Source organism: Lacrimispora sp. 38-1 (assembly GCF_049890855.1).
Classification (GTDB): domain Bacteria; phylum Bacillota; class Clostridia; order Lachnospirales; family Lachnospiraceae; genus Lacrimispora.
In genome coordinates, this window is record NZ_JBANEW010000060.1 from 1 (window position 1) to 24,773 (window position 24,773).

General features: G+C 40.2%; 20 protein-coding genes. 15 read left to right on the plus strand and 5 right to left on the minus strand.

What is annotated here, in order from left to right; all coding sequences use genetic code 11:
* Positions 1-664: 664 nt before the first annotated feature.
* Positions 665-3,310 (plus strand): glycoside hydrolase family 48 protein, encoded by a 2,646-nt coding sequence (locus V7D18_RS17175; RefSeq protein ID WP_426155932.1) that lies wholly within the window; start codon positions 665-667, stop codon positions 3,308-3,310.
* A gap of 94 nt (positions 3,311-3,404) precedes the next feature.
* A complete protein-coding gene (locus V7D18_RS17180; RefSeq protein ID WP_426155934.1) occupies positions 3,405-6,047 on the plus strand; it encodes a glycoside hydrolase family 9 protein in 2,643 nt (880 codons plus the stop codon).
* Between the two features lie 174 nt (positions 6,048-6,221).
* Here the strand turns inward: V7D18_RS17180 and V7D18_RS17185 are convergent, their stop codons facing one another.
* Entirely contained in the window at positions 6,222-7,568 is a 1,347-nt protein-coding gene (locus tag V7D18_RS17185; RefSeq protein ID WP_426155936.1) for an MATE family efflux transporter, read from the minus strand.
* 113 nt (positions 7,569-7,681) lie between these two features.
* Here V7D18_RS17185 and V7D18_RS17190 point away from each other — a divergent pair, with 113 nt between their 5' ends.
* Both V7D18_RS17190 and V7D18_RS17195 read left to right on the plus strand, forming a co-directional pair.
* Positions 7,682-8,203: a PadR family transcriptional regulator gene (locus V7D18_RS17190; protein ID WP_426155938.1), complete on the plus strand. Its 522-nt coding sequence runs from the start codon at positions 7,682-7,684 to the stop codon at positions 8,201-8,203.
* A 120-nt stretch (positions 8,204-8,323) separates the two neighbouring features.
* Positions 8,324-8,995: a DUF5680 domain-containing protein gene (locus tag V7D18_RS17195; RefSeq protein ID WP_426155939.1), complete on the plus strand. Its 672-nt coding sequence runs from the start codon at positions 8,324-8,326 to the stop codon at positions 8,993-8,995.
* Positions 8,996-9,007: 12 nt separating this feature from the next.
* Here the strand turns inward: V7D18_RS17195 and V7D18_RS17200 are convergent, their stop codons facing one another.
* Together V7D18_RS17200 and V7D18_RS17205 are read right to left on the minus strand one after the other, a co-directional pair.
* Positions 9,008-9,742 (minus strand): AAA family ATPase, encoded by a 735-nt coding sequence (locus V7D18_RS17200; RefSeq protein ID WP_426155940.1) that lies wholly within the window; start codon positions 9,740-9,742, stop codon positions 9,008-9,010.
* Positions 9,743-9,917: 175 nt separating this feature from the next.
* Positions 9,918-11,078: an endo-1,4-beta-xylanase gene (locus V7D18_RS17205; protein WP_426155942.1), complete on the minus strand. Its 1,161-nt coding sequence runs from the start codon at positions 11,076-11,078 to the stop codon at positions 9,918-9,920.
* A 596-nt stretch (positions 11,079-11,674) separates the two neighbouring features.
* Here V7D18_RS17205 and V7D18_RS17210 point away from each other — a divergent pair.
* The 8 genes from V7D18_RS17210 to V7D18_RS17245 all read left to right on the plus strand — a co-directional run bounded on the left by V7D18_RS17210 (position 11,675) and on the right by V7D18_RS17245 (position 20,858).
* On the plus strand, positions 11,675-12,571 hold the full coding sequence (locus tag V7D18_RS17210) for an AraC family transcriptional regulator (RefSeq protein ID WP_426155944.1): 897 nt from the start codon (positions 11,675-11,677) through the stop codon (positions 12,569-12,571).
* A gap of 181 nt (positions 12,572-12,752) precedes the next feature.
* Complete coding sequence (locus tag V7D18_RS17215; protein ID WP_426155946.1) at positions 12,753-13,844, plus strand: glycosyltransferase family 2 protein; 1,092 nt, start codon at positions 12,753-12,755, stop codon at positions 13,842-13,844.
* A 152-nt stretch (positions 13,845-13,996) separates the two neighbouring features.
* Complete coding sequence (locus V7D18_RS17220; protein WP_426155948.1) at positions 13,997-14,965, plus strand: glycoside hydrolase family 43 protein; 969 nt, start codon at positions 13,997-13,999, stop codon at positions 14,963-14,965.
* A gap of 62 nt (positions 14,966-15,027) precedes the next feature.
* A complete protein-coding gene (locus V7D18_RS17225; protein ID WP_426155950.1) occupies positions 15,028-16,398 on the plus strand; it encodes an ABC transporter substrate-binding protein in 1,371 nt (456 codons plus the stop codon).
* Between the two features lie 26 nt (positions 16,399-16,424).
* Entirely contained in the window at positions 16,425-17,321 is an 897-nt protein-coding gene (locus V7D18_RS17230) for a carbohydrate ABC transporter permease (RefSeq protein WP_426155952.1), read from the plus strand.
* Positions 17,322-17,323: 2 nt separating this feature from the next.
* Positions 17,324-18,172 (plus strand): carbohydrate ABC transporter permease, encoded by an 849-nt coding sequence (locus V7D18_RS17235; RefSeq protein WP_426155954.1) that lies wholly within the window; start codon positions 17,324-17,326, stop codon positions 18,170-18,172.
* A 4-nt stretch (positions 18,173-18,176) separates the two neighbouring features.
* The gene (locus V7D18_RS17240; RefSeq protein WP_426155956.1) at positions 18,177-19,796 is read left to right on the plus strand and encodes a glycoside hydrolase family 43 protein; all 1,620 of its coding nucleotides are present in this window, start codon (positions 18,177-18,179) and stop codon (positions 19,794-19,796) included.
* A 123-nt stretch (positions 19,797-19,919) separates the two neighbouring features.
* Positions 19,920-20,858, plus strand: a complete 939-nt coding sequence (locus V7D18_RS17245; protein ID WP_426155958.1) for an ArsR/SmtB family transcription factor — start codon at positions 19,920-19,922, stop codon at positions 20,856-20,858.
* 63 nt (positions 20,859-20,921) lie between these two features.
* Here V7D18_RS17245 and V7D18_RS17250 read toward each other — a convergent pair whose 3' ends face one another.
* Together V7D18_RS17250 and V7D18_RS17255 are read right to left on the minus strand one after the other, a co-directional pair.
* Complete coding sequence (locus V7D18_RS17250) at positions 20,922-21,968, minus strand: PocR ligand-binding domain-containing protein (protein ID WP_426155959.1); 1,047 nt, start codon at positions 21,966-21,968, stop codon at positions 20,922-20,924.
* A 159-nt stretch (positions 21,969-22,127) separates the two neighbouring features.
* Positions 22,128-23,288, minus strand: coding sequence for an MFS transporter (locus V7D18_RS17255; RefSeq protein ID WP_426155960.1), 1,161 nt, complete (start codon positions 23,286-23,288; stop codon positions 22,128-22,130).
* A 199-nt stretch (positions 23,289-23,487) separates the two neighbouring features.
* Here V7D18_RS17255 and V7D18_RS17260 point away from each other — a divergent pair, with 199 nt between their 5' ends.
* The 3 genes from V7D18_RS17260 (at position 23,488) to def (ending at position 24,725) form a co-directional block, all read left to right on the plus strand.
* Complete coding sequence (locus V7D18_RS17260; RefSeq protein WP_426155962.1) at positions 23,488-23,952, plus strand: VOC family protein; 465 nt, start codon at positions 23,488-23,490, stop codon at positions 23,950-23,952.
* A gap of 82 nt (positions 23,953-24,034) precedes the next feature.
* The gene (locus V7D18_RS17265) at positions 24,035-24,295 is read left to right on the plus strand and encodes a helix-turn-helix transcriptional regulator (protein ID WP_117419694.1); all 261 of its coding nucleotides are present in this window, start codon (positions 24,035-24,037) and stop codon (positions 24,293-24,295) included.
* Positions 24,270-24,725 (plus strand): peptide deformylase, encoded by a 456-nt coding sequence (gene def / locus V7D18_RS17270; RefSeq protein ID WP_426155963.1) that lies wholly within the window; start codon positions 24,270-24,272, stop codon positions 24,723-24,725. Before V7D18_RS17265 ends, def begins: the two co-directional genes overlap by 26 nt.
* Positions 24,726-24,773 lie beyond the last annotated feature (48 nt).

Here is a 24,773-nt window from a genome sequence, read left to right on the forward strand (position 1 = left end):
TTAAAATCTATTAATTTGCTCTTCTTCAACAATCGGTGACCGAAAATAAACTCCAGCAGATCTGGATCGGACAACCGGAACAGAACCAACTATGATCAGTGAATTTTACCATGAGATGGTTGAGACGGAGGGGCTGAAAACTCCTTAAGGATTAGAAAATATACCCTTCTCCGCCGCTGAATCGTCGTCATTCAGGTCAGCCATTTCATAAAGAAAATAATCCCTATAGAAGGTCTTCGGCACTTATAGGACATCTTCAGCATATACTTACCTTAGGGTTGTTTTAACACAAGTGCCGTTCGTTGAGTCCAATAATTTTTATTTAATACCATTGATTGGTACCATTTGGGCTCTGATTTCAGACGGATATAATGTGATAAAAGTAAATTGTATTTTATAGTCAACTAATTCATGAGATTAAAAATCTCATTTCTATGAAGCATTTGTAAAAGCAAGAATTAAGGTTCTTAACATCGTACTCAACGTATATAATTTCGGAACTTATGTTGGAATTTACCTGTATAGGGCATATGCTAAAAACCATTGAGTCTCAAAGGAGGTACCATAATTTTCAGTGAAAGGAGTGATTCCATTGGATAATTTAAGTATTTTATCGTTTTGAAGATTCTGTTGATTTTTTAGTATAAGAGGAGGTTATTTTATAATGCAAAAAGAGTTATTAAAAGAGCCCACAGGTGCTTATCAGGAAAGGTTTTTGGAATTATGGAAAATATTACACGATTCTGAAAATGGATATTTTAGTCCACAGGGAGTCCCTTATCATAGCATAGAAACTTTATTGGTAGAGGCTCCTGACTACGGTCATGTAACTACCAGTGAAACGTTAAGCTATTATATCTGGCTCGAGGCTATGTATGGCAAATTTACCGGTGATTTTTCCGGGTTTAAAAAAGCATGGGATATTGCAGAAACCTATATCATCCCGACGGAAAAAGATCAGCCCAATAGCAGTATGTCTGGATACAATGCCAGTAAACCCGCCACCTATGCACCTGAATGGGAGCTACCAAGTCTTTATCCGGCAAAATTGGATTCTGGCGCAGCGGTAGGAACAGATCCAATCTACAATGACTTGAAATCAACCTATGGCACTTCTGTTATCTACGGCATGCACTGGCTGTTAGATGCGGACAACTGGTATGGTTTTGGCAGACGGGGGGATGGCAAGTCTGCACCGTCCTATATCAATACCTTCCAGAGAGGAAGAGAGGAATCTACCTGGGAAACAATTCCTCAGCCGTGTTGGGATGATATGCGTTTTGGTGGTAAAAACGGATTCCTGGATCTGTTTACCGGAGACAGTAATTATGCAAAACAGTTTAAGTATACAGATGCACCCGATGCAGATGCGCGGGCAATACAGGCGACATACTGGGCAGACCAGTGGGCCAGTGAATATGGTGTGGATCTTGGAACCTATATTGGCAAGGCAAGTAAAATGGGTGACTATTTAAGGTATGCCATGTTTGATAAATATTTCCGTAAAATTGGATCGCCAGCTTCTGCCGGCACCGGTTACGAAGGGGCTCATTATCTGCTCAGCTGGTATTATGCATGGGGTGGCGGCGTGAACGCAAACTGGTCCTGGGTAATTGGCTGCAGTCACAGCCATTTTGGTTACCAGAATCCCATGGCAGCCTGGATATTGTCACAAGATGATGAATTTAAACCACTTTCCCGAAATGGTGCAAGTGATTGGAGTAAGAGTCTGGAGAGACAGCTGGAATTCTATCAGTGGCTGCAGTCCGATGAAGGCGGCATTGCAGGCGGTGTCTCCAATTCCAATAACGGCCGTTATGAAAGCTGGCCATCGGGAACAGCTACCTTTTATGGAATGGGATATCAGGAACACCCTGTATATGCTGATCCGGGAAGCAACCGGTGGTTTGGGTTCCAGGTATGGTCTATGCAGCGTGTAGCAGAGTATTTTTATAAAACAAAGGATTTAAAGGCAAAAGCCTTACTGGAAAAATGGGTTAAATGGATTAAAACAGTAGTGAAACTGAAGGATGACGGAACATTTGCTATTCCTGATAATTTAGACTGGTCAGGCCAGCCTGAAACTTGGACAGGAACCTATACCGGAAATCCGAATCTGCATGTAAAAGTAAGCACCTATGGCACTGACCTTGGCGTAGCAGGCTCTCTTGCCAATACCATACTGTATTACAGCAAAGCTTCCGGTGACGATGAGGCCAGAGTACTTGCCAAGGAATTATTAGACCGTATGTGGAACTTGTACAAAGGTGACAAAGGGCTTTCAGTTCCCGAACAAAGGAATGACTACAGCCGTTTCTTTGATCAGGAAGTCTATGTACCGTCTGGATGGACAGGAACCATGCCAAACGGAGATGAGATTAAATCGGGAGTTAAGTTTATAGATATCCGTTCTAAATATAAAGATGATCCTGATTTTCAGAAGGTTCAGAACGCTTACAACAGAGGAACAGCTCCGGTATTAAATTACCACCGCTTCTGGGCACAATGTGATATTGCCATTGCAAACGGTGTATATTCCATGCTGTTTGAAGAAGGCGGGGAGCCGGTAAACAACTCTGCCATTGATCCCACATCAGCAGCTTTTGACAAAAAGGCAGGCAGCCAGAAGGACATTAAAGTAACTCTTTCCTTAAACGGAAATACCTTTATCGGGATAAAAGAGGGAAATAAATATTTAACAGAGGGTGTGGAGTACACCTTAACCGATGATACGGTTGTATTATTGAAAACTTATCTGGCAGAAAAAGAAGTCGGGAAATTAAAGCTCATCTTTGATTTCAGCGCGGGAACTGATCCAGTACTTGTCCTGACTGTGACAGATTCTTCAATAGCAGCCGGAGACATCAAAGTACAAATGTATAATGATACCACAACAGCACAGGTAAGTTCAATTGTACCGAAAATCAAGCTCACCAACACTGGGAAAACCAGTATCACACTTACAGATTTGAAACTTAGATACTATTACACCATAGATGAAGAAAAGGACCAGAATTTCTGGTGTGACTGGTCTACAGTCGGCAGCAGTAATGTAACGGGGACCTTTGTAAAAATGCCAAAAGCAAAGCCAGGTGCAGATTATTACCTGGAGATCGGATTTACAGCTGGAGCCGGTAAACTGGCAGAGGGGCAGACCATTGAAGTACCGGTAAGATTCAATAAAATTGATTGGAGCAGTTATACGCAGACAGGGGATTATTCCTTTTCGAAATCAGGCAGCAGTTATGCAGACTGGACAAAAATCACAGGATATGTTTCTGGCAGCCTGAAATGGGGAGTAGAGCCGTAATAAAAGCGTAGAGCTTAACTATATAAATTCTGGCCCAAATATCAGAAGACTGGATTTGGGTCAGGATTATCAATAATAACCCGGAGGTTTCGATATGAGTATAAAAAAGAGTACCACGCCTGTCGCTCAGCCGGCAAAGGCAGAATCAAATTATAATTATGGAGAAGCTTTACAAAAAGCAATCATGTTTTATGAGTTCCAGCGTTCCGGAAAACTGCCTGCTGATATCCGGAATAACTGGAGAGGAGATTCCGGTCTGTCTGACGGTTCAGATGCAGGGATCGATTTAACTGGAGGCTGGTATGATGCAGGAGATCATGTGAAATTTAATCTTCCCATGGCATATTCGGCTGCCATGCTCGCATGGAGCGTATATGAGGCAGAGGATGCTTTAAAAGAAAGCGGTCAGTTAGAGTATTTATTAAAGGAAATCAAATGGGTAACTGATTACCTTATAAAATGCCACCCTTCGGCAAATGTTTTTTACTACCAGGTGGGGAACGGCAATACGGATCATTCCTGGTGGGGGCCGGCAGAAGTAATGCAGATGGGAAGACCGTCCTATAAGGTGGATGTTAGCAGTCCTGGTTCTACCGTATCCGCAGCGGCAGCGGCAGCTCTGGCAGCAGCTGGTGTCATTTATGCTGATCGTGATCCCAGCTATGCACTAACTTGTATTCAACATGCGAAAGAGCTCTTTTCATTTGCTGACAAAACAAAGAGTGACAGCGGTTATACAGCAGCAAATGGTTTTTACACTTCCAACAGCGGTTTCTATGATGAACTGTCCTGGTCCTGCGTATGGTTGTATATAGCAACCAAAGATTCCTCTTATCTGGAGAAAGCAGAATCCTATGTACCAAACTGGGGCACAGAATCTCAATCCTCCACCATTTCCTATAAATGGGCGCAATGCTGGGATGATGTGCATTATGGCGCTGCTTTGCTTCTTGCAAAAATAACCGGAAAAGAAGTGTACAAGATCAGTACACAAATGCATCTGGATTACTGGACAACCGGATATAACGGCAACCGTATTTCCTATACGCCAAAGGGTCTTGCCTGGCTGGATTCCTGGGGGGCTTTAAGATATGCCACCACCACAGCTTTTTTAGCCAGCGTTTATGCTGACTGGTCAGGCTGCAGTACCGAAAAGGCGGAGACCTACAAGAAATTTGCCAGACAGCAGGTAGATTATGCTCTGGGAAGCAGCGGCCGCAGTTTTGTGGTTGGTTATGGAATAAATTCTCCGAAAAGACCTCACCACAGGACAGCGCACAGTTCCTGGGCGGACAGCATGACCGTACCCGCATACCACAGGCATACCCTTTACGGGGCTCTGGCAGGAGGTCCGGATAAAGACGACAGTTATACAGATGAAATTAATAACTATGTCAATAATGAGGTCGCCTGTGACTATAATGCCGGGTTTGTCGGCGCACTTGCAAAACTTTATGGAGAATACGGCGGAGATCCCATTGATGACTTTACGGCAATGGAAGAAGTGACGAACGACGAATACTTTGTAGAAGCAGGAATTAACGCCTCAGGCAGTAACTTTATAGAAATCAAGGCTTTGCTGTATAATTGCTCGGGCTGGCCGGCAAGGATGGGAGATCATTTATCATTTAAGTATTTTGTAGATATAACAGAGGCTGTAAATGCAGGCTATACAGCGGACGATTTTACAATAACTGCAAATTATAATCAGGGAGCAGCCGTTTCCCGGCTTTTACCCTGGGCTGAAGCTGACAATATTTATTATGTCAATGTTGATTTCACAAAAACTAAAATTTATCCTGGTGGACAGTCGGCTTACAAAAAAGAAATTCAGCTCCGAATCGCCGGACCGGAGAATATGGCATCCGGTGATAGAACCAATGATTATTCCTATAACGGATTGGGCGGTGCAACTTCCGGAAAAGTTGTTAAGACTAACTATATTCCGGTATATAACGCAGGAGTGAAAGTATTCGGTGATGAGCCGGGAAGTTCCCCAGGCAGTTCTTCCATCAGTCCGGTAACTGCATCTTTTGATAAATACAATCCTGAGGATGTGTCGGTGACCGTGATATACAATGGAAATACACTTGACAATATAAAAAATGGCACCGATTTGCTGGTGAAAGAAACCGATTATGTAATATCCGATAATATAGTAACTATTTTAAGTTCCTATCTGGCTGGAAAATCCGTAGGAAAATTAAAATTGATCTTTAATTTCAGCGGAGGAAATGATCCAGTTTTTACAATTACCATAACAGATAGTTCGGTTATAACAACAGGAGATTTAAAAGTCCAGGCGTATAATATGAATACACCCGAAACCGCAAACAGCATTGCAGCAAAGATCAAACTGTATAATACGGGAACCGGAGACATCAGCCTTTCTGATGTTAAATTAAGATATTATTACACGATTGTCGGAGAAAAAGAACAGCAATTCTGGTGTGACTGGTCCTCCGCGGGAACAGCTAATGTGACAGGAACCTTTGTGAAAATGAAAGAGGCAAAGAGCGGTGCTGATTATTATCTGGAAATTGGTTTTAATAAAGCGTCAGGTACCCTTTCTGCCGGGAAACCCCTGGAATTGCAGGTGAGGTTTTCAAAGTCAGACTGGACGAATTATACCCAGACAGACGATTATTCCTATCAGGGAACCGGCTCCGCTTATGCCGACTGTGATAGTATAACCGCTTACCTGGCCGGAAATCTGCAGTGGGGGACAGAACCTTAAACGTTTATGTTGGGCTCGTTTCCATTGATCCTATCTGCTTGACCATAAAGCAAAGAATTTTTATAGGAGAGGAGCGCATCCCATACGCGCTCCTCTCCTTATTTCGTCGTGTGCCCGGCGGACACACGATCCCAACGCAATGTAATTTGTTGCTTGCTTGACTTTTTTACAGAATTACTTTAAATTCAGTTTCTTGCGAAGACGTAATGACATCAATACTGCAACCACAGTAGAAAGAACATCCGCCGCAGGCTGTGCATAAAGAATACCGTTTATTCCCCAAATTCCTGGTAAAATTAATATAATCGGAATAAAGCAGAAACCTTGTCGACATGCTCCCAGAATAAATCCTTCTTTCCCTTTTCCTAAGGCAAGAAACAGGGAGGAATAGACAGTGTAATATCCAAAGGCAATAAATGAAATTCCGTTTGCTCTTAATGCCCTGGTTCCTGCATGAATCATTTCAACATCTCCAGAAGTAAATATAGAAATAATAGATTCAGAAAATAATGCCATAGCAGCTCCAAAAATTAAACAGAATCCCGTTGACCATATAATCGAGACTTTGATTGCCTCATGCAGCCGATCGTATTTATTTGCCCCGTAACTGTAGCCGGCAATAGGCTGAAATCCTTTAATAAATCCAAAGACCATAAGACTTCCCATGGAAATAAGCCTTGTTACAGCTCCCATTCCAGCAATAACTGAATCACCATAATTTTGGGACTGTATATTGATAAGTAATATAGATAAACTGGTTAAAGCCTGAAATGCCAAAGTGGGAATACCTATTTTAAAAATTTCAGACAAAATCTCTTTTGAAAAACTGCAATACTTTATATTAAAATTGAATATGCTTTTTTTACCAATTACATATATCAAATACACTGCGGTTGAAAACACTTGAGAAATTGCCGTTGCAATTGCAGCACCTGCTATGCCCCAACGGAAAAAATATATAAAAATGGGGTCTAAAATGGTGTTTAGTACAGCACCTGCTATTAATGCACACATTGTTATTTTTGCTGACCCCTCGCTCGTCATAAGATTATTCATTGTTACGTTAAAAACGCTGAAAATGCATGAAATAATATAGATACTTGCATAGGTTGCGGCAAAAGGTAATATAGTGTCAGTTGCTCCCAAAAGATGCAAAATAGGATTTAAGAACATGATAGAAATGGAAATAATAATGACTCCTGTAAAAACACTGCTAAATAAAGCGGTACAGGCAACTTTATTTGCCATTTCTTTATCATTACGCCCTAATAATCTTGATATGTAAGAAGCAGCTCCATTTCCAAATAATAAACCTAACCCAACAACAATTTGCCCCAGCGGATATACAACGGAAATGGCTCCCATTTCACTTGTTCCTAAACCTCCTACAAAGTACGCATCTACTAAATTGTATAATGCATTAATCATCATGCCTATCATAGTCGGAATACCCATTGCAAACAGTGCTTTTTGTATGGGCGCACTTCCCAATAGCTCCATTTTCCTGTTTCGTTCATTCATTTTAAACTCTCCTTTTTGCTATATAATATACTACTATAAATTATAGTAGTTGTATTGCTCAAAATATAGTACTATAATTTATAGTAGTTGTCAACAAAAAGGAGAGACTATATATGGCTGCGATTGATTTAATTGTACTTGGAATGTTAACAAAGAAACCTTTGAGTGCGTATGATATTCAGAAACTTGTAGATTATCGTAAGATTTCTAAATGGGTAAAGATCAGCACACCTTCAATTTACAAAAAGGTGATTCAGCTGGAAGAAAAAGGCTATATTACCAGCACCACAATAAAAGAAGGAAAAATGCCTGAAAAAGCAGTCTACTCATTAACTGCGGCAGGAGAAAAAGAATTTGAAAAACTTATGATGGAGATGTCTTGTAAACCGATTCATATTTTTTTAGACTTTAATGCAGTCATTGTAAATTTACACAGTTTGCCCAAAGAAAAACAAAGACTATGCATAGAAAATATTGAAGATAACTTAACAGTATTAAAAACATATCTCCAAGATAATATTAATATAAAAGAAATATCTCCAGATATACCCAAAACCGGGATGGCTGTTTTGCAGCAGCAATTTATTCTGGTTCAGGCAATTGAAACATGGATAGATTCAATAAAAGAACAATGAAGGCAGCAACGGGTATTTGTAACTAATAATATCTTTTATGCAACCACCTATCGCTTTTTGAATTCTGCTTCTTATGGTATTCTGTATTGGATAGTAATTATGAAAATGGAGGATCAATGAATGACTTTCTCAGACAAATTACAGATTATTCGAAAGTCCAAAGGAATCACCCAGGAAGAATTAGCCGAAAAATTAAACGTATCACGTCAGGCAGTCACAAAATGGGAAAGAGGTATGTCATACCCTGATATAATGAATCTGATTCAATTAAGTGAAATATTTCATATAACGGTTGATTATCTTGTTAAAGATAATCAATGTGGTGTTTGTATGGAGATTAATTGTGATACTGATTTGGAAGAAGTGATTGATTTTAAATTAGAAGCGATCAAAAACACTTATGCGGGATATGCCGATACCTGCAATGCGTCAAGACCTGGATCAAACGATTATACTTACACAAAAGGGGATTATCAGTATTATGATACATGGCTGGGTGGAGAAAAGTTTTCTGGGGAGGAAGCTATCTGGAAAAAGGGAAAAGCAATTTATTCGATGAACTATTTTGGAAGAAACTTAGACGAGAGATTCAGCAGTGATTTCTTAAAAGAAGCTTTAAGAGTGTCAACAAAAGAATTACCTTATAGAGGTCCTGAATTTTATCAATCCGGAGAATATACATATAAAACAAAGGTAATTGGGGATATGGAGTGGTTTCAGGGTTATGAAGAAATTTTCTGTCAGAATATTAAGGTTTATGAATGCTTTTATCATGGAGGAATGTTAATATAATGAATCCGTCCCTTATTCTCCCAGCAATCTGTTTAAAAACTCATGCCTATGATTGATAAATAATTCAGTCACTTGATAACTTTCCGTATCTTCATATTCGCACAAGGTGATTCCATCATTATCAAAAAGCATTATTTCTGAATCTGGAATCCCCAGTAATATTGGTGAATGAGTAGCAATTATGAATTGTGCCCCCTGTCTAGCCAGGTTAACAATTTGCATGAGCAAAGTCAGCTGTCTTTGGGGAGATAAGGCTGCTTCCGGTTCATCCATCAGATATAATCCTTCCTTAGAAAAAGATTGAAAAAAATGAATAAAGCTTTCACCATGAGACTGTTCGTGCAGAGACTTTCCACCATATTGTTGATAAAATATTTCTTTTGGAGTGTTGTCGCGATAATCTTCTGCTTTTGTTGCCACATTAAAAAAGCTTTCAGCACGAAAAAAATAATTGAATTTAGAACGTTTTGCACCTTTAGACAGAGTGAGGGCATTGCTTAGCTCAGAGACATCATCATAGGTGGAGAAACGGTAATTTAAAGTTCCGCCTTCAGGATTAAAGCCATAAGCCACTCCAATCGCTTCAAGAAGTGTGGATTTACCGGTACCATTTTCGCCAGCAAAAAAAGTTATATTTTTATTAAAGTGTATGCTTTCTAAATTTTTCAGAGAGCTAATATCATTCAAATAAGAATCACGCTCTAATTTTTCCCAGTCGATACGGATAGATTGTATATATTTATTCACTTACATTAGACCTCCCGTTTCACTTGCTTCAAATCATATAACCATTTTATTAGTATATCACGGACAGTTTAAATGTAAAATAATTATTCACACAACCTGGCCAAAAAGGAAAAAGAGCACAGATCAGCCGTGCTCCTTTCCTTATTTAGACCTTCTCCAATTCTTAAATTACCGTTTATTTATTAAATGTATCCGTAAATGCATCTAACGTTCTGTAATAGGATGCCTTTGGAGTCCACATGTTTGAGAAAAGCAGCGGGCTCTTATCCCGTCTCCAGGAGACATCATCTGACATTCCCCACCAGGTAAAGCCTGTAATATTGCCGCCTTCCTTTTTAACTTCGCAGACTGCTTTCATAACATCATATACATAAGCGGCCTGTTCTTGTTCGGATTTGGCACCGGCATCAAATTCTGTAATCTGGATCTCTAACCCTGCATTTTTAAATGCGGTATAGGCCTGTTTGAAATAGGATGCACTTGGGAATGTTGATTCAAGGTGAGACTGTCCGCCCACGCCGTTGCATAATTTCTTTTCTGAATTTATAAACTGAATCAGTTTTACTATATCGCCTGCTTCCATATATTCATTATAATCGTTATAGAATAAACTAACTTTGTCAGTAAGGTTGAAATAACTTAATGTTTCATTGGCATAACGGAAAGCAGATTTAACAAATTGCGGACTTGTTGAAACATTTCCATAAATTCTTACCCAGTCTGAATTGGCTGGAGAATGGAGATATTCATTTACAACATCCCATGCATAAACAACGCTGCCGTAATTGCTAAGATAGACGTGATTCATCACTGTCTTTATATAAAACTCCATACGTGCATTCATTGTGTTTTGATCCACATGATTTGCGTTGGCGTTATAGCCTGCGCGGAACAGCCAGGTTGGCGTCTGACCATGCCAGACCAGAGTGTGGGCCCGAACTCCCAGACCATTTTCATAGCAGATTTTCAATACTTTATCTACGGTATTGAAATTGATTTTTGGTACGGTAGCTTCGGTATAGCCGCTTGGAATGTAATATCCTAAGGATTTTGCTTCTGCCACTGAGATCAGAGTCGGTGAACTGCCAAGCAGTGCATCCGGCTTCATTTCATTTTCAAGCGTGATACTATTGTACCTTTGCTTAATCAGATTTAAGGTGGAAGCGTTTTGTAACTGGGCTAAGTTTACACAGGTGCCTACCCTTTGGAATTTGGTCCCATATGTATTTAATAAAGTCTGGTCGGCTGTTGCTGCCTGGGTAACCCCTAATGATGAAACTGTAAGTGCAATTGCAGAAATAACTGTTAATAGTCTTTTGGTAAATGATCTTTTCATTAAACTACCCCCTTTGTATTTTATTTGATTATCTAAAAAGATTCTTTGAAATGGCATATCACTGTATTCTTAAATTTGTACTTTCCTCCTTTCTCAGCTCCCCCATTATTTACCTTATCTCAAAGATTCTTTTTTTGAGCCATGTAAGATTATGATGCTGACAGTTTTATATACTGTAATATTAAGTTAATTAATCTGTTACTAATCTAACACAGTATTCAAATCAAACCTTAAAAATGTAACTATTACGATACTGTTCGTCATTTTTTCGTACATATTTCGATAAATCTTATAATCGGTTAAAAATCCCCTTTACATATTGAAACATCAGGCGACATAAGGTATAACTAATAATGGAATATTATTTATTCGATGAACTCGCTGCGGGAACGAATAAAAGAACTTGAAAAAAATAAATATGAAGCTTAACATATTTCAGAGGGGGAAAAAAGCTGAAGTTGAAAGAGAGCTTGTTGAATTATACGAACGCATTCGGCAAACGAGAAAACAATACGGGAAAGACTTTTAGGATATTGAGAATTTGCAGAATGCCTGGGTTATAACATTACGATTTGCATTTCCAGGGGGATACATGTATGCAGATTTTAACCAACCAATTTCAAAAAGAGTTAAAGGAACATGGGGACTTTCAATTTCCATTACTAATTAGTAATGAAAGACTATCAAAGTATGACACAAATTCATTCCTCTGGCACTGGCATCCTGAGATTGAGGTTACGTTAATCACAAAAGGGCAGATGATCTATGAGATTAATAATGAGCAGTTTCATCTTTGTCAGGGGGAGGCGCTTTTTGGTAATACGGGAGTTCTTCATACTGGCCGTATGTATGAAAATATGGATTGCGAGTATGTGTCGGTCACATTTGATCCGAAATTGATATACTCCTATGAAAACAGTATTTTCTACTTAAAATACGTATCCCCGTTCATTCAGAATCTTTCCCTTTTCTCAATTTACTTTGATTTCACGAAACCCTGGCATGGAGAGATCACAGGGATTCTGAATGAACTTGTTACGATTTATCAGCAGCGGCTGGATTCTTATGAAATTGATGTTCTGATCAAGCTGCTGGAATTCTGGAAAGTGTTATTTTTAAATTATGATACAACCCGGACGATAACGTCACCCGAACGATATAATTATGAAAGAATCAGGAGTATTCTATCATTCATTGAAGAAAATTACAGCCATAAAATAACTTTGGAAGAGATTGCAGAACACGTACATATCTGCAAAGGAGAATGCTGCAGAATTTTTAAGCAGTATATGAAGATTCCACTTTTTAAGTTTATTCTGGATTATCGTATTGAAAAAAGTATAAAGGATCTGGTTGCTTCCAATGATTCCATTGGAGATATTGCCGCAAAAGTCGGATTTGGCGATTCCAATTACTATTCTCATACATTTTACAAAGTGAAAGGCTGCTCCCCAACGGAATATCGAAAGAAAAGCCTGAACCATAACAGATGAAGCGAATTATTTCTGCTTGTGAAGATCCGCCCTTTCAATAACGAAAGAGGCGGTTTTTTCATTCGGCATTATAACCGGATTCTTAATATATTACATGTTCTACCTATTATATTTAAGGTGTGTTTTTTTTTAGACAGGTAAAATTAAGATAACACAGAAATCAGTCATTGAAGGAGAGCTTATGGGGGAAAATAACAGGAAAGAGAATTCGGAAATTCTGGTAAGTATTCTGGTCGCTGTCTACAACATGCAGGATACAATAGACAGATGTGTGCAGTCCTTAATCAATCAGACATTAGAAAATATTGAAGTAATTATCGTAAATGATGGATCAACCGATGGCTCGGGAAAAATTTGTGACCGGTACGCAGCAGAAGACACCCGTGTCAAAGTCATACACCAGAAAAATAAAGGACTATCCGCGACCAGAGAAGTCTGTTTGAAAAATGCATCAGGTCAATATATCAGTTTTGTTGACAGTGATGACTGGTGTGAACTGGATATGTGTGAAAAGTTATATGAAGAGGCGATTAAATCATCAGCCGATCTGGTGTTTTTTTCTGCATACAGACATCGCCAGGATGGAGTTGCTGTTATTTGCAATCTGCCTATCCATGCTGGTTTATACACAATTACAGATTTATATGAAAGCTATATACTACCTCTATATGGGGATGTGCGGCATGATCAGTTCATAACTACAGGCTACATCTGGTGCTGCCTGTTTAAATTGGAAATGTTAAAAAACATTAAGTTTTATAAAGATGTCTTCCTGCATGAGGATGAGATCATGATTCTTCAGTCCTTCCTGAAGGCAAAGAGCTTATACATAACGGATCAGCCGTTCTATCACTATAACAGAATGTCCGCAAATTCGTTAAGTAAACGGTCAACATACTGGAATGGTTACTGGGATAATATGACTGAGGTGTTCAAGGCGAAGAAAGAATTTGCAGAGGTTCTCTTTGAGCATGAGAATGATTACATGGGCAGATTAATCACTTATCTATATTTCAAATTTCTAAGGAGTATAAGAAATGAGACACATCATGAGAATCCGGCCGGGTTCTGGGGCGGTCTAGTCAATGTTTATAAAATGAGAAATAAAGAATTCTTATTTGAGAATAAAAAGTATTTGTTAAAAAACGAGTTTACATCTGCTGAAAAAGTGCTGATTAAACTAATTGAGCTGCGATTATATTTTATGGTGTATTTTTATTATGCGGCTGTCTGCGGTCGTATGCGGACATTTCAGGAAAAAACCAAGAATTAGTAAAACCGGGAAAAGACAGATGGCAGTGTATCTGCAATGATTGTTTAGATGAAATAAAAATAATTAATATATATCTAAAATGATACTTGAGCTCAAGTGAATTATGTTGTATAATATACACAAAAATAGAAAGTGAGAGCAAAGATAAGTGTATGAAAAGACCAAATGCATCAGATATCGAGTTTAACACCCCGTTTATACGTCAGCGTGCGGATCCATATATCTGCCGGCATGAAGATGGAACTTATTATTTCACGGCCTCAGTACCGGAGTATGACAGAATTATTTTACGCAGTGCAGATACAGTTAAGGGCTTACAGACTGCAGCAGAGCATGTGATATGGTACAAACATGATAGCGGTGAGCAGGGCAGCCATATATGGGCGCCGGAGATTCATTACTTAAATGACTGCTGGTACATCTATTATGCTGCTGGAGAAACAGAGAACAAATGGAAAATCAGACCTTATGTGCTGCAGTGTACAGGTCCCAATCCCGTATCAGATCAGTGGAGAGAGATGGGCAGAATGAAGGGATCAGACGAGGATCTCTTTACATTTCAGGATTTTTCACTGGACGCGACTGTTTTCCAGCATAAAAAGGAATACTACATGGTCTGGGCAGAGAAAACCGGTACTGGAAAAAAGATTTCCCAGCTGTATCTGTCTAAGATGGAGACACCCTGGAAATTGTCAGGAGAACATATCCTTTTGTCCACTCCGGATTATGACTGGGAGCGGAGAGGATTCTGGGTAAATGAGGGACCGGCCGTTTTAAAGCACGGCGGGCGGATCTACCTGACCTACTCTGCCAGTGATACGGGAAGCAATTACTGCATGGGCATGTTATCCATTGATGAGACTGAGGACGTAATGGACCCACACGCATGGAAGAAATACCGGAAGCCTGTTTTAGTGACGGATGAAACAAAGCATATCTATGGACCTGGCCATAATTCTTTCGTAAAAGGAGAAGATATGGTCACAGATTATTGTATTTATCACGGGAGAGAATATGGTAAAATAGACGGAAATCCTCTCTATGATCCAAACCGGCACACAATGATCATGAAAGTGAAGTGGAATGAAGAGGGGGAACCGGTATTTTCTTATGGTGTGTAATTTTTTGCCCGAATGTTTAGAAAAAACTAAATTAATTCAATATAATGTAAAGGAGAAACAATATGAAGCGTAAATTATCAATTTTTCTGGCTGGTGCCGTTACAGCGGCGATGGTTTTATCTGGATGCAGTTCTGCAGCAGGAACAGATCCAAAAGCTGATGCAAAGGAATCTGCTGCAGATGACAAAAAAGAAGTAGTAAATACTGTGGGGCCGGATTCCGGTACACACCTGAATATGTGGTCGTTTGTTGAGTTGCATAATACCTTTTATGCGGATATGCTGGAAAGATGGAATAAAGAGAATCCGGATCGTCAGATTCAGATTACCTTTACAACTTATCCATTTGCCGATATGCATAACAAACTGATCATGGCATTACAGACCGGACAGGGTGCACCGGATCTCTGCGATGTGGAGATCGGTCAGTTTCCCAACTTCCTTCAGGGAGATATACAGCTTTATCCGTTAAACGATGCATTGAAACCATATCAGGGTGATCTGGTACAATCCAGATTAGATGTTTATTCAAAAGATGGGAACTATTATGGTGCACCTACCCATGTAGGAGCGACTGTCATGTATTACAATACGGAAATACTGGACCAGTATGGAATTGATTATACAAAAATAAAGACATGGGATGACTACACGGAAGCAGGAAGAAAATTAAAAGAGGCCTCAGATGGAAAAGTAAAGATGACCAGTGTAGATACCGGAGGGATTGACTGGATGTCTATTGCAATGTCTGAATATGGAGAAGACTGGGCAGCCGGTAAAGATGGCACCCTGAACGTAGAACTGGAATCCGTGAAAAATATGCTTACCATGCAGCAGACATGGCTGACAGACGGAATTGCCATGGTCTCACCGGCCGGGCATGTTGATTTAGAAGAAGGATTCCAGAATATACTGGACGGAAATATCGCTTCCTTCCCGAAAGCATTATGGTATATGAGCCGCTTTTTAAATTATATGCCGGAAATGAAAGGAAAGATAGCTATGGCGCCGTTGCCGGTATTTAAAGAGGGTCAGAGCCGCTCTGTGGGTATCGGAGGAACTGGAACAGTAGTGACAAAACAATCTTCGGATCCGGAACTGGCAGCAGATTTTATTACATATGCAAAATGTTCTTCAGAAGGAAGCGGTCAGATTTGGGAGCAGCTTGGTTTTGATGTATGTAATACCAAACTATGGACGGATGATACGGTAACGAAGGATTCTTCAAATAAATATATCAGCTTTTTCAAGACAAATCCGTTTGACGTTTTAAATGAAGTTAAATCAGAAATTAATACCTTAAGCATTACAAAGATGACTCCTTCCATTAATGATTATTTCTGTACGACTACCTTAAACGAGGTTCTGGAGGATGGTAAAGACGTGGATGAGGCGTTAAAGGAAGCCCAGGAATATCTGGAACTGGAACAGTAGTTCGTTATACAGTGGAGGGGAAATGAATGAAAATAAAACGGATTTTCTATTCGCAGAAAGCAGCTCCTTTTATTTTTGTGCTGCCATTTATATTGAGTTTTACGGTATTCTGGATTTATCCTCTGTTCAGTACGGTTAAAATGAGTTTTCAAAACATACTTCCGGGACAGATTGAATGGATCGGGTTTGCAAATTATGAGAAGCTGCTGAGAGATACTACGTTTCATACAGCTGTCAAAAACAGCCTCACTTATATGTTTTTTTCTATTGTATTATTAATTCCTTTTCCGATGATGTTTGCTGTTTTGATGGACAGTAATCTGGTCAGGGCAAAAGGATTCTGGAAAGGGGCTTTATACCTGCCCGCCCTTACATCAGTCGTAATTTCCGGTACGTTATTCCGGCTGATGTTTTCAGAACTTCCAACCGGTCAGATGAATGTTTTTCTGAGTTTTCTGGGGAAGGCACCGATTCCATGGCTGAAAGAAAAAAGTTCTGCAATGCTTGCACTATTAATTCTTTGCTGCTGGAGGTGGACCGGCGTGAATATGCTGTATTTTCTGTCCGGTCTCAAAAGCATCGATACCACCCTGTATGAATCTGCCTCTATTGACGGAGCATCTGCATGGAACAAATTCCGTTATATTACCATTCCTTTGCTGAGACCGACCACAATCTATGTACTGACCATCAGTGTTTATGCAGGACTGTCCATGTTTTTGGAAAGCTTTATGCTGTGGGCAGGAAATGCATCACCGAAAAATATTGGTTTGACCATCGTCGGATACTTATATAAAAGAGGAATTGAAAAGAACCAGATGGGATATGCCTCGGCTGTGGGCCTGACTCTCCTTGGTATGGCACTGATCATCAATGTGGTCCAGCTCATTCTTAACGGGACGTTTAAAAAGGAGGAAAAATAATTATGAATCATAATAAGAAAAAACTCCTTTCCATGCTGTCAACGGCAGCCTTTGCATTTCTGAGCCTTTTGGTTTTGTTTCCGGTGGTGGCAGGGGCTTTGGCTTCTTTTCGGCCCGGCAGAGAATTAATCCGGCGCGGTCTCAGCATTAACCTGGATTTTTCCACGATGTCTTTTAGCAACTATAACTATCTTTTTTCCTGGAATGCGGATTCAAAAAAGTATTTCATGTGGTTTAAAAACAGCATGGTACTGACTCTGCTTTCGGTAGTACTGACGCTGATTATCTGCTATTTTGTGGCGTATGGTCTGTCCATGTATGATTACAGGCTGAAGAATGTATTGTTCTTTCTGGTGATTGCAACCATGATGGTTCCGTTTGAAATACTCATGCTGCCTCTGTATCAGGAGATGATAGATTTAAAACTGATTGATACGACTGCGGGAGTCATTCTTCCTGGTTTATGCAGTGCTTCCACCATCTTCTTCTTCCGCCAGTACATGATTTCCCTGCCCAAGGAACTGTTGGATGCGGGACGGATCGATGGAGCAACTGAGTTTGGAATCTGTGTGAAGATCATGCTGCCATTAACCAAGCCGGCATTTGCAGCCATGGGAATTTTATGTGCTATGGGATCATGGAACAACATGCTATGGCCCATGATGGTATTCCGGGATTCGGATAGATTTACGCTGCCCATCGGTCTGAATACCCTGCTGACGCCATACGGCAATAATTATGATTTATTGATTGCAGGGTCCATGTTTGCGATTCTTCCGGTATTGGCAGTGTTTTTATGCTTCCAGAACTATTTTATTGAAGGTATGACAGCCGGTGCAGTAAAGGGGTGATTGAATGGGCAGTGGCAAAAAACAGATAAAAGCGGTTAAATATGGAGCTGCAGTATTGGTTATGGTCCTGTTTATATCAGGCGGTATTGCTCTTGCAGCAGGGGGAGCAAATGAACCACCCAAACGGGTCTCTGTGCACGATCCGTCCATAATCAAGGCGAAAAACGGAGAATATTATATTTTTGGCTCTCATCTGGCAGGCGCAAAATCAAAGGATCTGGTGGACTGGAAATCTCTTGGCAAAGATTATGATAACGTTACGGATAACTGGCTTTTTGGAAATGTAAAAGAGAATCTGGCAGAATCATTTCGCTGGGCAGGTTATGATGACGGAGACTGTGCAGGCGGGAAATATGCCGTATGGGCGCCGGATGTGATCTGGAATCCTTATTATAACAACGGTAACGGAACAAAAGGAGCATATATGATTTATTACAGTGCCTCTTCCACATGGCGCCGCTCCTGTATTGGTTATGCAATATCACAGGACATAGAAGGGCCCTATACCTATGTGGGCACAGTTGTTTATTCCGGTTTTACTAAAAACGGAAAGCCGGATGGTAATAGTCAGAGAAATACGCGGTGGGATACGGATGCCATACATCTTAAAAAACTGATTGATTCAGGCAGATTGAAAAATGGTATAAGCCAGAAGTGGTTTATGGGGGAAGAATGGAATCATAACTATTGTCCGAATGCCATAGATCCCACACTGTTTTTTGATGCACAGGGTCAAAGGCTCTATATGGTTTATGGTTCCTGGTCCGGAGGAATTTATCTGCTGGAAATGGACAGAGAGACAGGAGATGCAAAGTATCCCGGAACGGATTCTGTTGATAAAATAAGCGGAAATTATGTGGACCGGTATTTTGGTATTCACCTTGCAGGCGGAAACCATCAGTCAGGGGAAGGACCGTATATTGTCTATGATAAGGAAGCCGGATATTATTACTTATATGAGACATATGGAGCATTGACCGCCAATGGAGGCTATAACATGCGCATGTTCCGGTCAAAAGAGGTCACGGGGCCTTATCTGGATGCAGCAGGGAATCGTGCAGCGGACAGTTATAGGAATAATGATCAGTATGGCGTTAAGCTGATCGGTAATTATAAGCTTGCAGGCACCAATACAGGGTACAAAGCAGCCGGACATAACTCGGCATTTATTGATGAAGACGGGCAGCATTATCTGGTTTACCACCAGAGGTTTGACCAGGGTACGGAATATCACGAGGTCCGGGTTCACCAGCAATTTCTCAATCAAAAGGGATGGCCGGTGACGGCTGTGTACGAGAATCGGAATGAAAAGGCAGGCCATTACCCGGACAGCGATATTACAGGCACATATGAATTTATGAATCATGGTCTGGATACTTCACCCGGAATGATCAGTCCGGAATCAATTACTTTACTGGCGAACGGAAAAATTGGAGGTGACAGGGAAGGAACGTGGAAAAAAATAAAAGGTGACCGGTATGATTATATTACCATCAATATGGAGGGTACGGAGTATCATGGAGTATTCTTTAAGCAGCATAATGAAAAAACGGCGGCAGAACAGGTGATGACGTTCACTGCTGTTGGAGATAACAACACCTGCATATGGGGGAGCAGGGAGTAATGAGCTGCGCAGTATATTTGAAAAAACAGTATTGTATGAAAACATGAATTCATGTATGATGATAGTTAGAATAAAGAGAAGGTTTTTCATAGTATACTGCGCATCTGCGCGAAAGGATTTGTTATGCTGCATATTAAAAATGTTGAGGAAGGGCTGAAGATTTATATCGCTCTGGGATCGGAACTGAGAATTAAGATTATAAAGCTTTTAATTGAGCACACCGAGCTGAATATGAATGAACTGGCGACCAGTTTAGGAGTGACCAATGGAGCATTGACCAGTCATATTAAGAAACTGGAGGACTGCGGTCTTATTTGTGTGATTTCAGAACACAATGGTCACGGGAACCAGAAAATATGCCGTGTGAATGTGGATAAACTACTGGTGGATATAGCTCCGAAACAAAGTGACGATGGGAAAAACACTTATACCACAGACATCAAAGTCGGATATTTTTCCGATTATGAGGTTCTGCCCACATGCGGTCTGGCCAGCAGCCGGGCAATTATTGGAGAAGTGGATGATCCCCGTTATTTTGCCCATCCGGACCGGTATCAGGCTGACATTGTCTGGTTTACAAAAGGATACATTGAATATGTAATTCCCAATCTTCTGCCACCTCTTCAAAAAATCGACCAGATTACATTTTCTGTGGAAATCGGGAGTGAAGCACCTGGAATTAACAATGACTGGCCTTCCGATATTACCATCAGCATCAACAATGTGGAACTTGGAACGTGGACCAGTCCGGGGGATTTCGGTGATGTTCCGGGAATTTTCACTCCGGACTGGTGGTTCCCTAACTGGAATCAGTATGGCCTGCTCAAGATGATTGTGGTCAATCAGTACGGAACCTTTATTGATGGTTTAAAGATATCTTCCGTTACCATTGATGATTTTAAACTGGATAAACGCAGCCCCATCAGATTAAAATTCCAGGTAAAGGAAGATGCCGTAAATGCAGGCGGGTTGACTATATTTGGAAGCAGTTTTGGAAATTATAACCAGGATATTAAAGTCCGGGTTCACTATAGCCCGGTTAAAGGCAAAAGTGAAGACTGATACAGCAAAACAGAACAAAGACCGGGAAATGATCGTCTGAGGTGACCATTTCCCGGTGCTTTTTTATTTTGTATTTGCCATTTTATTTAATTCATTTGTTAAGGCTAAAACCTCTTCCACACTGGCTGTGGTTTCCTCGATTCCCGATGACTGCTGTTCGGTGTTTTTCATCGTGGAATTGGAGAACTGCAGTGTCTTCGTAATTGATTTTTGTATGTCTTCGGTCAGCTGTACGACTTTCGTTGCAGTATCCTTTGAATTCTGGGAAAGCTTCTGGATCTCGGTGGCAACGACTGCAAAGCCTTTTCCAGCTTCACCGGCCCGTGCTGCTTCAATCGAAGCGTTAAGACCCAGCAGCTTCGTCTGATCTGCAATGCTTTTAATCGAATTGAGGATGACGTTGATCTGCTCTGATATTTGTTTCACATTTAAGATCTCTTTGTTCAGTTCATTCTGATTCTCAACGACCTGGATGGAGGATGCTGCCAGTTCTTCCATTGTCGCCTCGATAACTGTAAATTGATCGACCAGATCCTTACTCATGGATTTTAATTTGTATTTCTGATAACCGATCTGGGAAAGTGAGTTGGCAACAATAAAAAGTACTTCCGCAGCTGCCTGAATATTTTTTTCTGAAGTAATGTTCACTTCATGAAGCGCATTTATGTATTGATCTTCGTTGACTCCAATTTCTCTTGCAACCCGCCTGAATTCATCTTCATTGGGTTTTTTGCTTAAAATCTGTCCGCCCAGAATCGTACCGATCAGCTCGCCTTCCACGATGATGGGGGCTGCAAAATCAATGAGGCCTGAATGGCATTTAAAGATATAGGGCCGTCCCAGTCTGGCTGCTTCCTGACCGCCCCTTTTATGGGAGGCGGCACAACGGCTATCTCCAGTCCTCGTCGAATGCGTGTATTGTGCACAGATTCTTGTGTAAGAACTTGGATTTGTAACCGGATTCCCCTCCCGGTCTACAGCTACGCTTGCAAGATTCATACTTTCTGCAAAATTATCAAGAAATTTCTGCAGCAGACTTATTTCCATTACATCTGAAAGATTGATTTCCGAAAGTGTTTTATAAACATTGTCATTATTATTCATCTTCATGCTATGTCCTCCGTTAACGTTGAAATTTGATAAAAAATGTTGAAATATGTCGAAAGATTTTACATAAATTTTATCACAAAACGAGTGATTTGTATATATAATTTGAGATTTTTTTATCGATAGTGATTCTTATGTGGAAAAATTTACCAATAAACAGACTTAATCGGTAGGATATCTATGTATAGATTTGCGCTTTTTTATCAATAAGATTAAAATGATCAATATCACGGATACATTATTTACAATGTACGCAATATCCGGTCCTGCTGCAGACGAAAGAAAACCGGAATAAAGGATTCCCAGTGGTATCAGAAGATTTGAACTAAATGTCAGTAAAGCAAAAAAACGTCCCTGGTATTCCAGGGGAGTATGTATTTGCAAATACGAACTCAGCGGCACATTTACGCATGTAGTAATAAATCCAATGAAGAACTGTAATATTAGAAAAACGCAAAAGTATAATTGTTTCATGGGATAGAAGAGGAAGGATAGTGCTCCGATTCCAGCCATGAGTATGCTGTCTGTAATAATGAAGTGATACATGTAATCCTGTAGTTTTATTTTGCTGTTCTTAAAAATAAACAAGCCTGCCATAAAGGTTCCGATAATAGCTGAAGTGTACGTAAATCCATATAATTCTTCAGATATATGATATTTCTGTATGATAATGCCGGGATTCATGATTTCTTCGCTGCCTCCTACGAAAAAATTCAGAGACATAGCTAAAATAAATAAGTTAAGGATATCCTTATTATGGAAGACAAAGTGAAGTCCATCTTTTAAATCTTTATACCAATGGGAACGTTCCAGGCATTCCGATTTACAAAAAGAATACCGGATAAAAAACTCCTGTACGGCAGATATAAAATAAAGGCCTGCCATGATTGCCAGGACAAGCTTAAAACCCCATAAGCCGAAAATAAACGTTCCGAAAACAGGTGCGATAAGTGACGCTGCATTATCCCCGAAACTTTTGATTCCATTGAAATTTTCAATGGTTTCTGCAGAAACAAGTTCTGTAAACAAGACCTTTGATGCAATTTCAAAAATATTAGAAATAATATTAATCGCAATGGTGACCATTAAAAGAATTCCTGGATATATATCTTTTAAGCCATAAGTCAAAAGTAAGATAAAATATAACAAAGATGTAAGCAAATCACATACTACTATTATATTTTTTCTGCTAAGCCGATCAACGGCCAGTCCTAAGAACGGGGTGGCAATTATTGCAGGAATTGTAGACAATGTGAAAAAAAGTCCGGACCATGCCAGGTTCCCTTTTCCTGTCTCATAGTCAGCTCCTTTAAATGGCTGCATTCGAAGATGCATTTCCTGTATAATAATTGATATTATACAACACATAGAGATATATGTCTATTAAAACATAAACAAAATGAAAACATGTCTATATAAATGTGAAAAAAATGAAGGTGTATTCTTGTGATAAGCAAAACTGTTTGATTGCATGTTTCAAGTAATGGTATAATCATATAAGATAGTAAAAAGGAGTGAGCATATGAAACTGAAGAATGTACTTCTCGCTGTTGCAGATATAGAAAAATCCAAGGCCTTTTACAGAGATTTATTCGGTCTTGGCGTAGTAACGGACTTTGGGGAAAATGTGATTCTTACAGAAGGACTGGTTTTGCAGGAGAAGAGTGCCTGGGAGAGTGGAGTGGACAGCACGGTGCACTTTGGAGGATATGACAAAGCCCTTTATTTTGAGGAATACGATATGGAACGTTTTCTTAACAGACTGGAAGATTCCATCTATCCCATTGAATATTTAAATCCATGCTTTGAGCGGGACTGGGGGCAGAAAACGGTCCGGATTTTTGATCCGGACCGTCATATACTGGAAATTGGCGAAGCTATGTCTGCTGTAATAGCCAGACTGCTGCGGTTGGGGATGACGCCCGGGGAAACGGCAGCAAAGACAAGGGTGCCCCTTTCTGTAATACTGGAGATTAACAATAAATAATTAAAGATGTAAGGTTGACTTTACAAGCGAATGATTGTATACTCTGTGTAAGGTTAACATGACAAAGAAGAGAGGTTTAAATATGAAGAACCGGATCAGGCAATTGCGGGAGGAAAAGGGGCTTACGCAGGAACAGCTGGGCGAGCTGGTTGGAACCTCCAGGCAGGCAATCAATGCAATTGAAACAGAGAAGTTTGAACCATCCATTTGGCTTGCTTATGATATTGCCAGTGTTTTTGAACGTCCCATTGAGGATGTATTTTTATTTGAGGAAAGCGAAAGAAAATCAAGAGCGGATAAAAGCAGGAGGGATAAGAATGGCTGTCAGGAAGCTGCGGTATAATGATGATGAGATTCTTCGAAAACGCTGTAAAGAAGTAACGGTTATCGATGACAGAATCAGACAGAACCTTGATGATATGCTGGAAACCTTACATCATACAGAGAACGGAGCTGCCATAGCAGCCAATCAGGTAGGAATCTGTAAGAGACTGGTAGTCATAGATTACTGTGACCGTCTGTTAAAGCTGGTAAATCCGAGAATCATCGGGTGCAGCGGGGAGCAGGAGTGTATCGAAGGCTGTCTTAGTTTTCCCGACCGTTTTGTAAAGACCATCCGCCCGAAGAAAGTCACCATCGAGGCACTTGATGAGAACGGGAATGAAATCATGGTCACCGGAGAAGATGAACTGGCAAAATGCTTCTGCCATGAACTGGAGCATCTGGACGGAATCATATTTTTAGATAAGGCCATAGAAGAAGTTGACCTTTAGAATAGAAGAAATGGATCGCTTTTTGGGGAAATTGATACAGGAATAAGC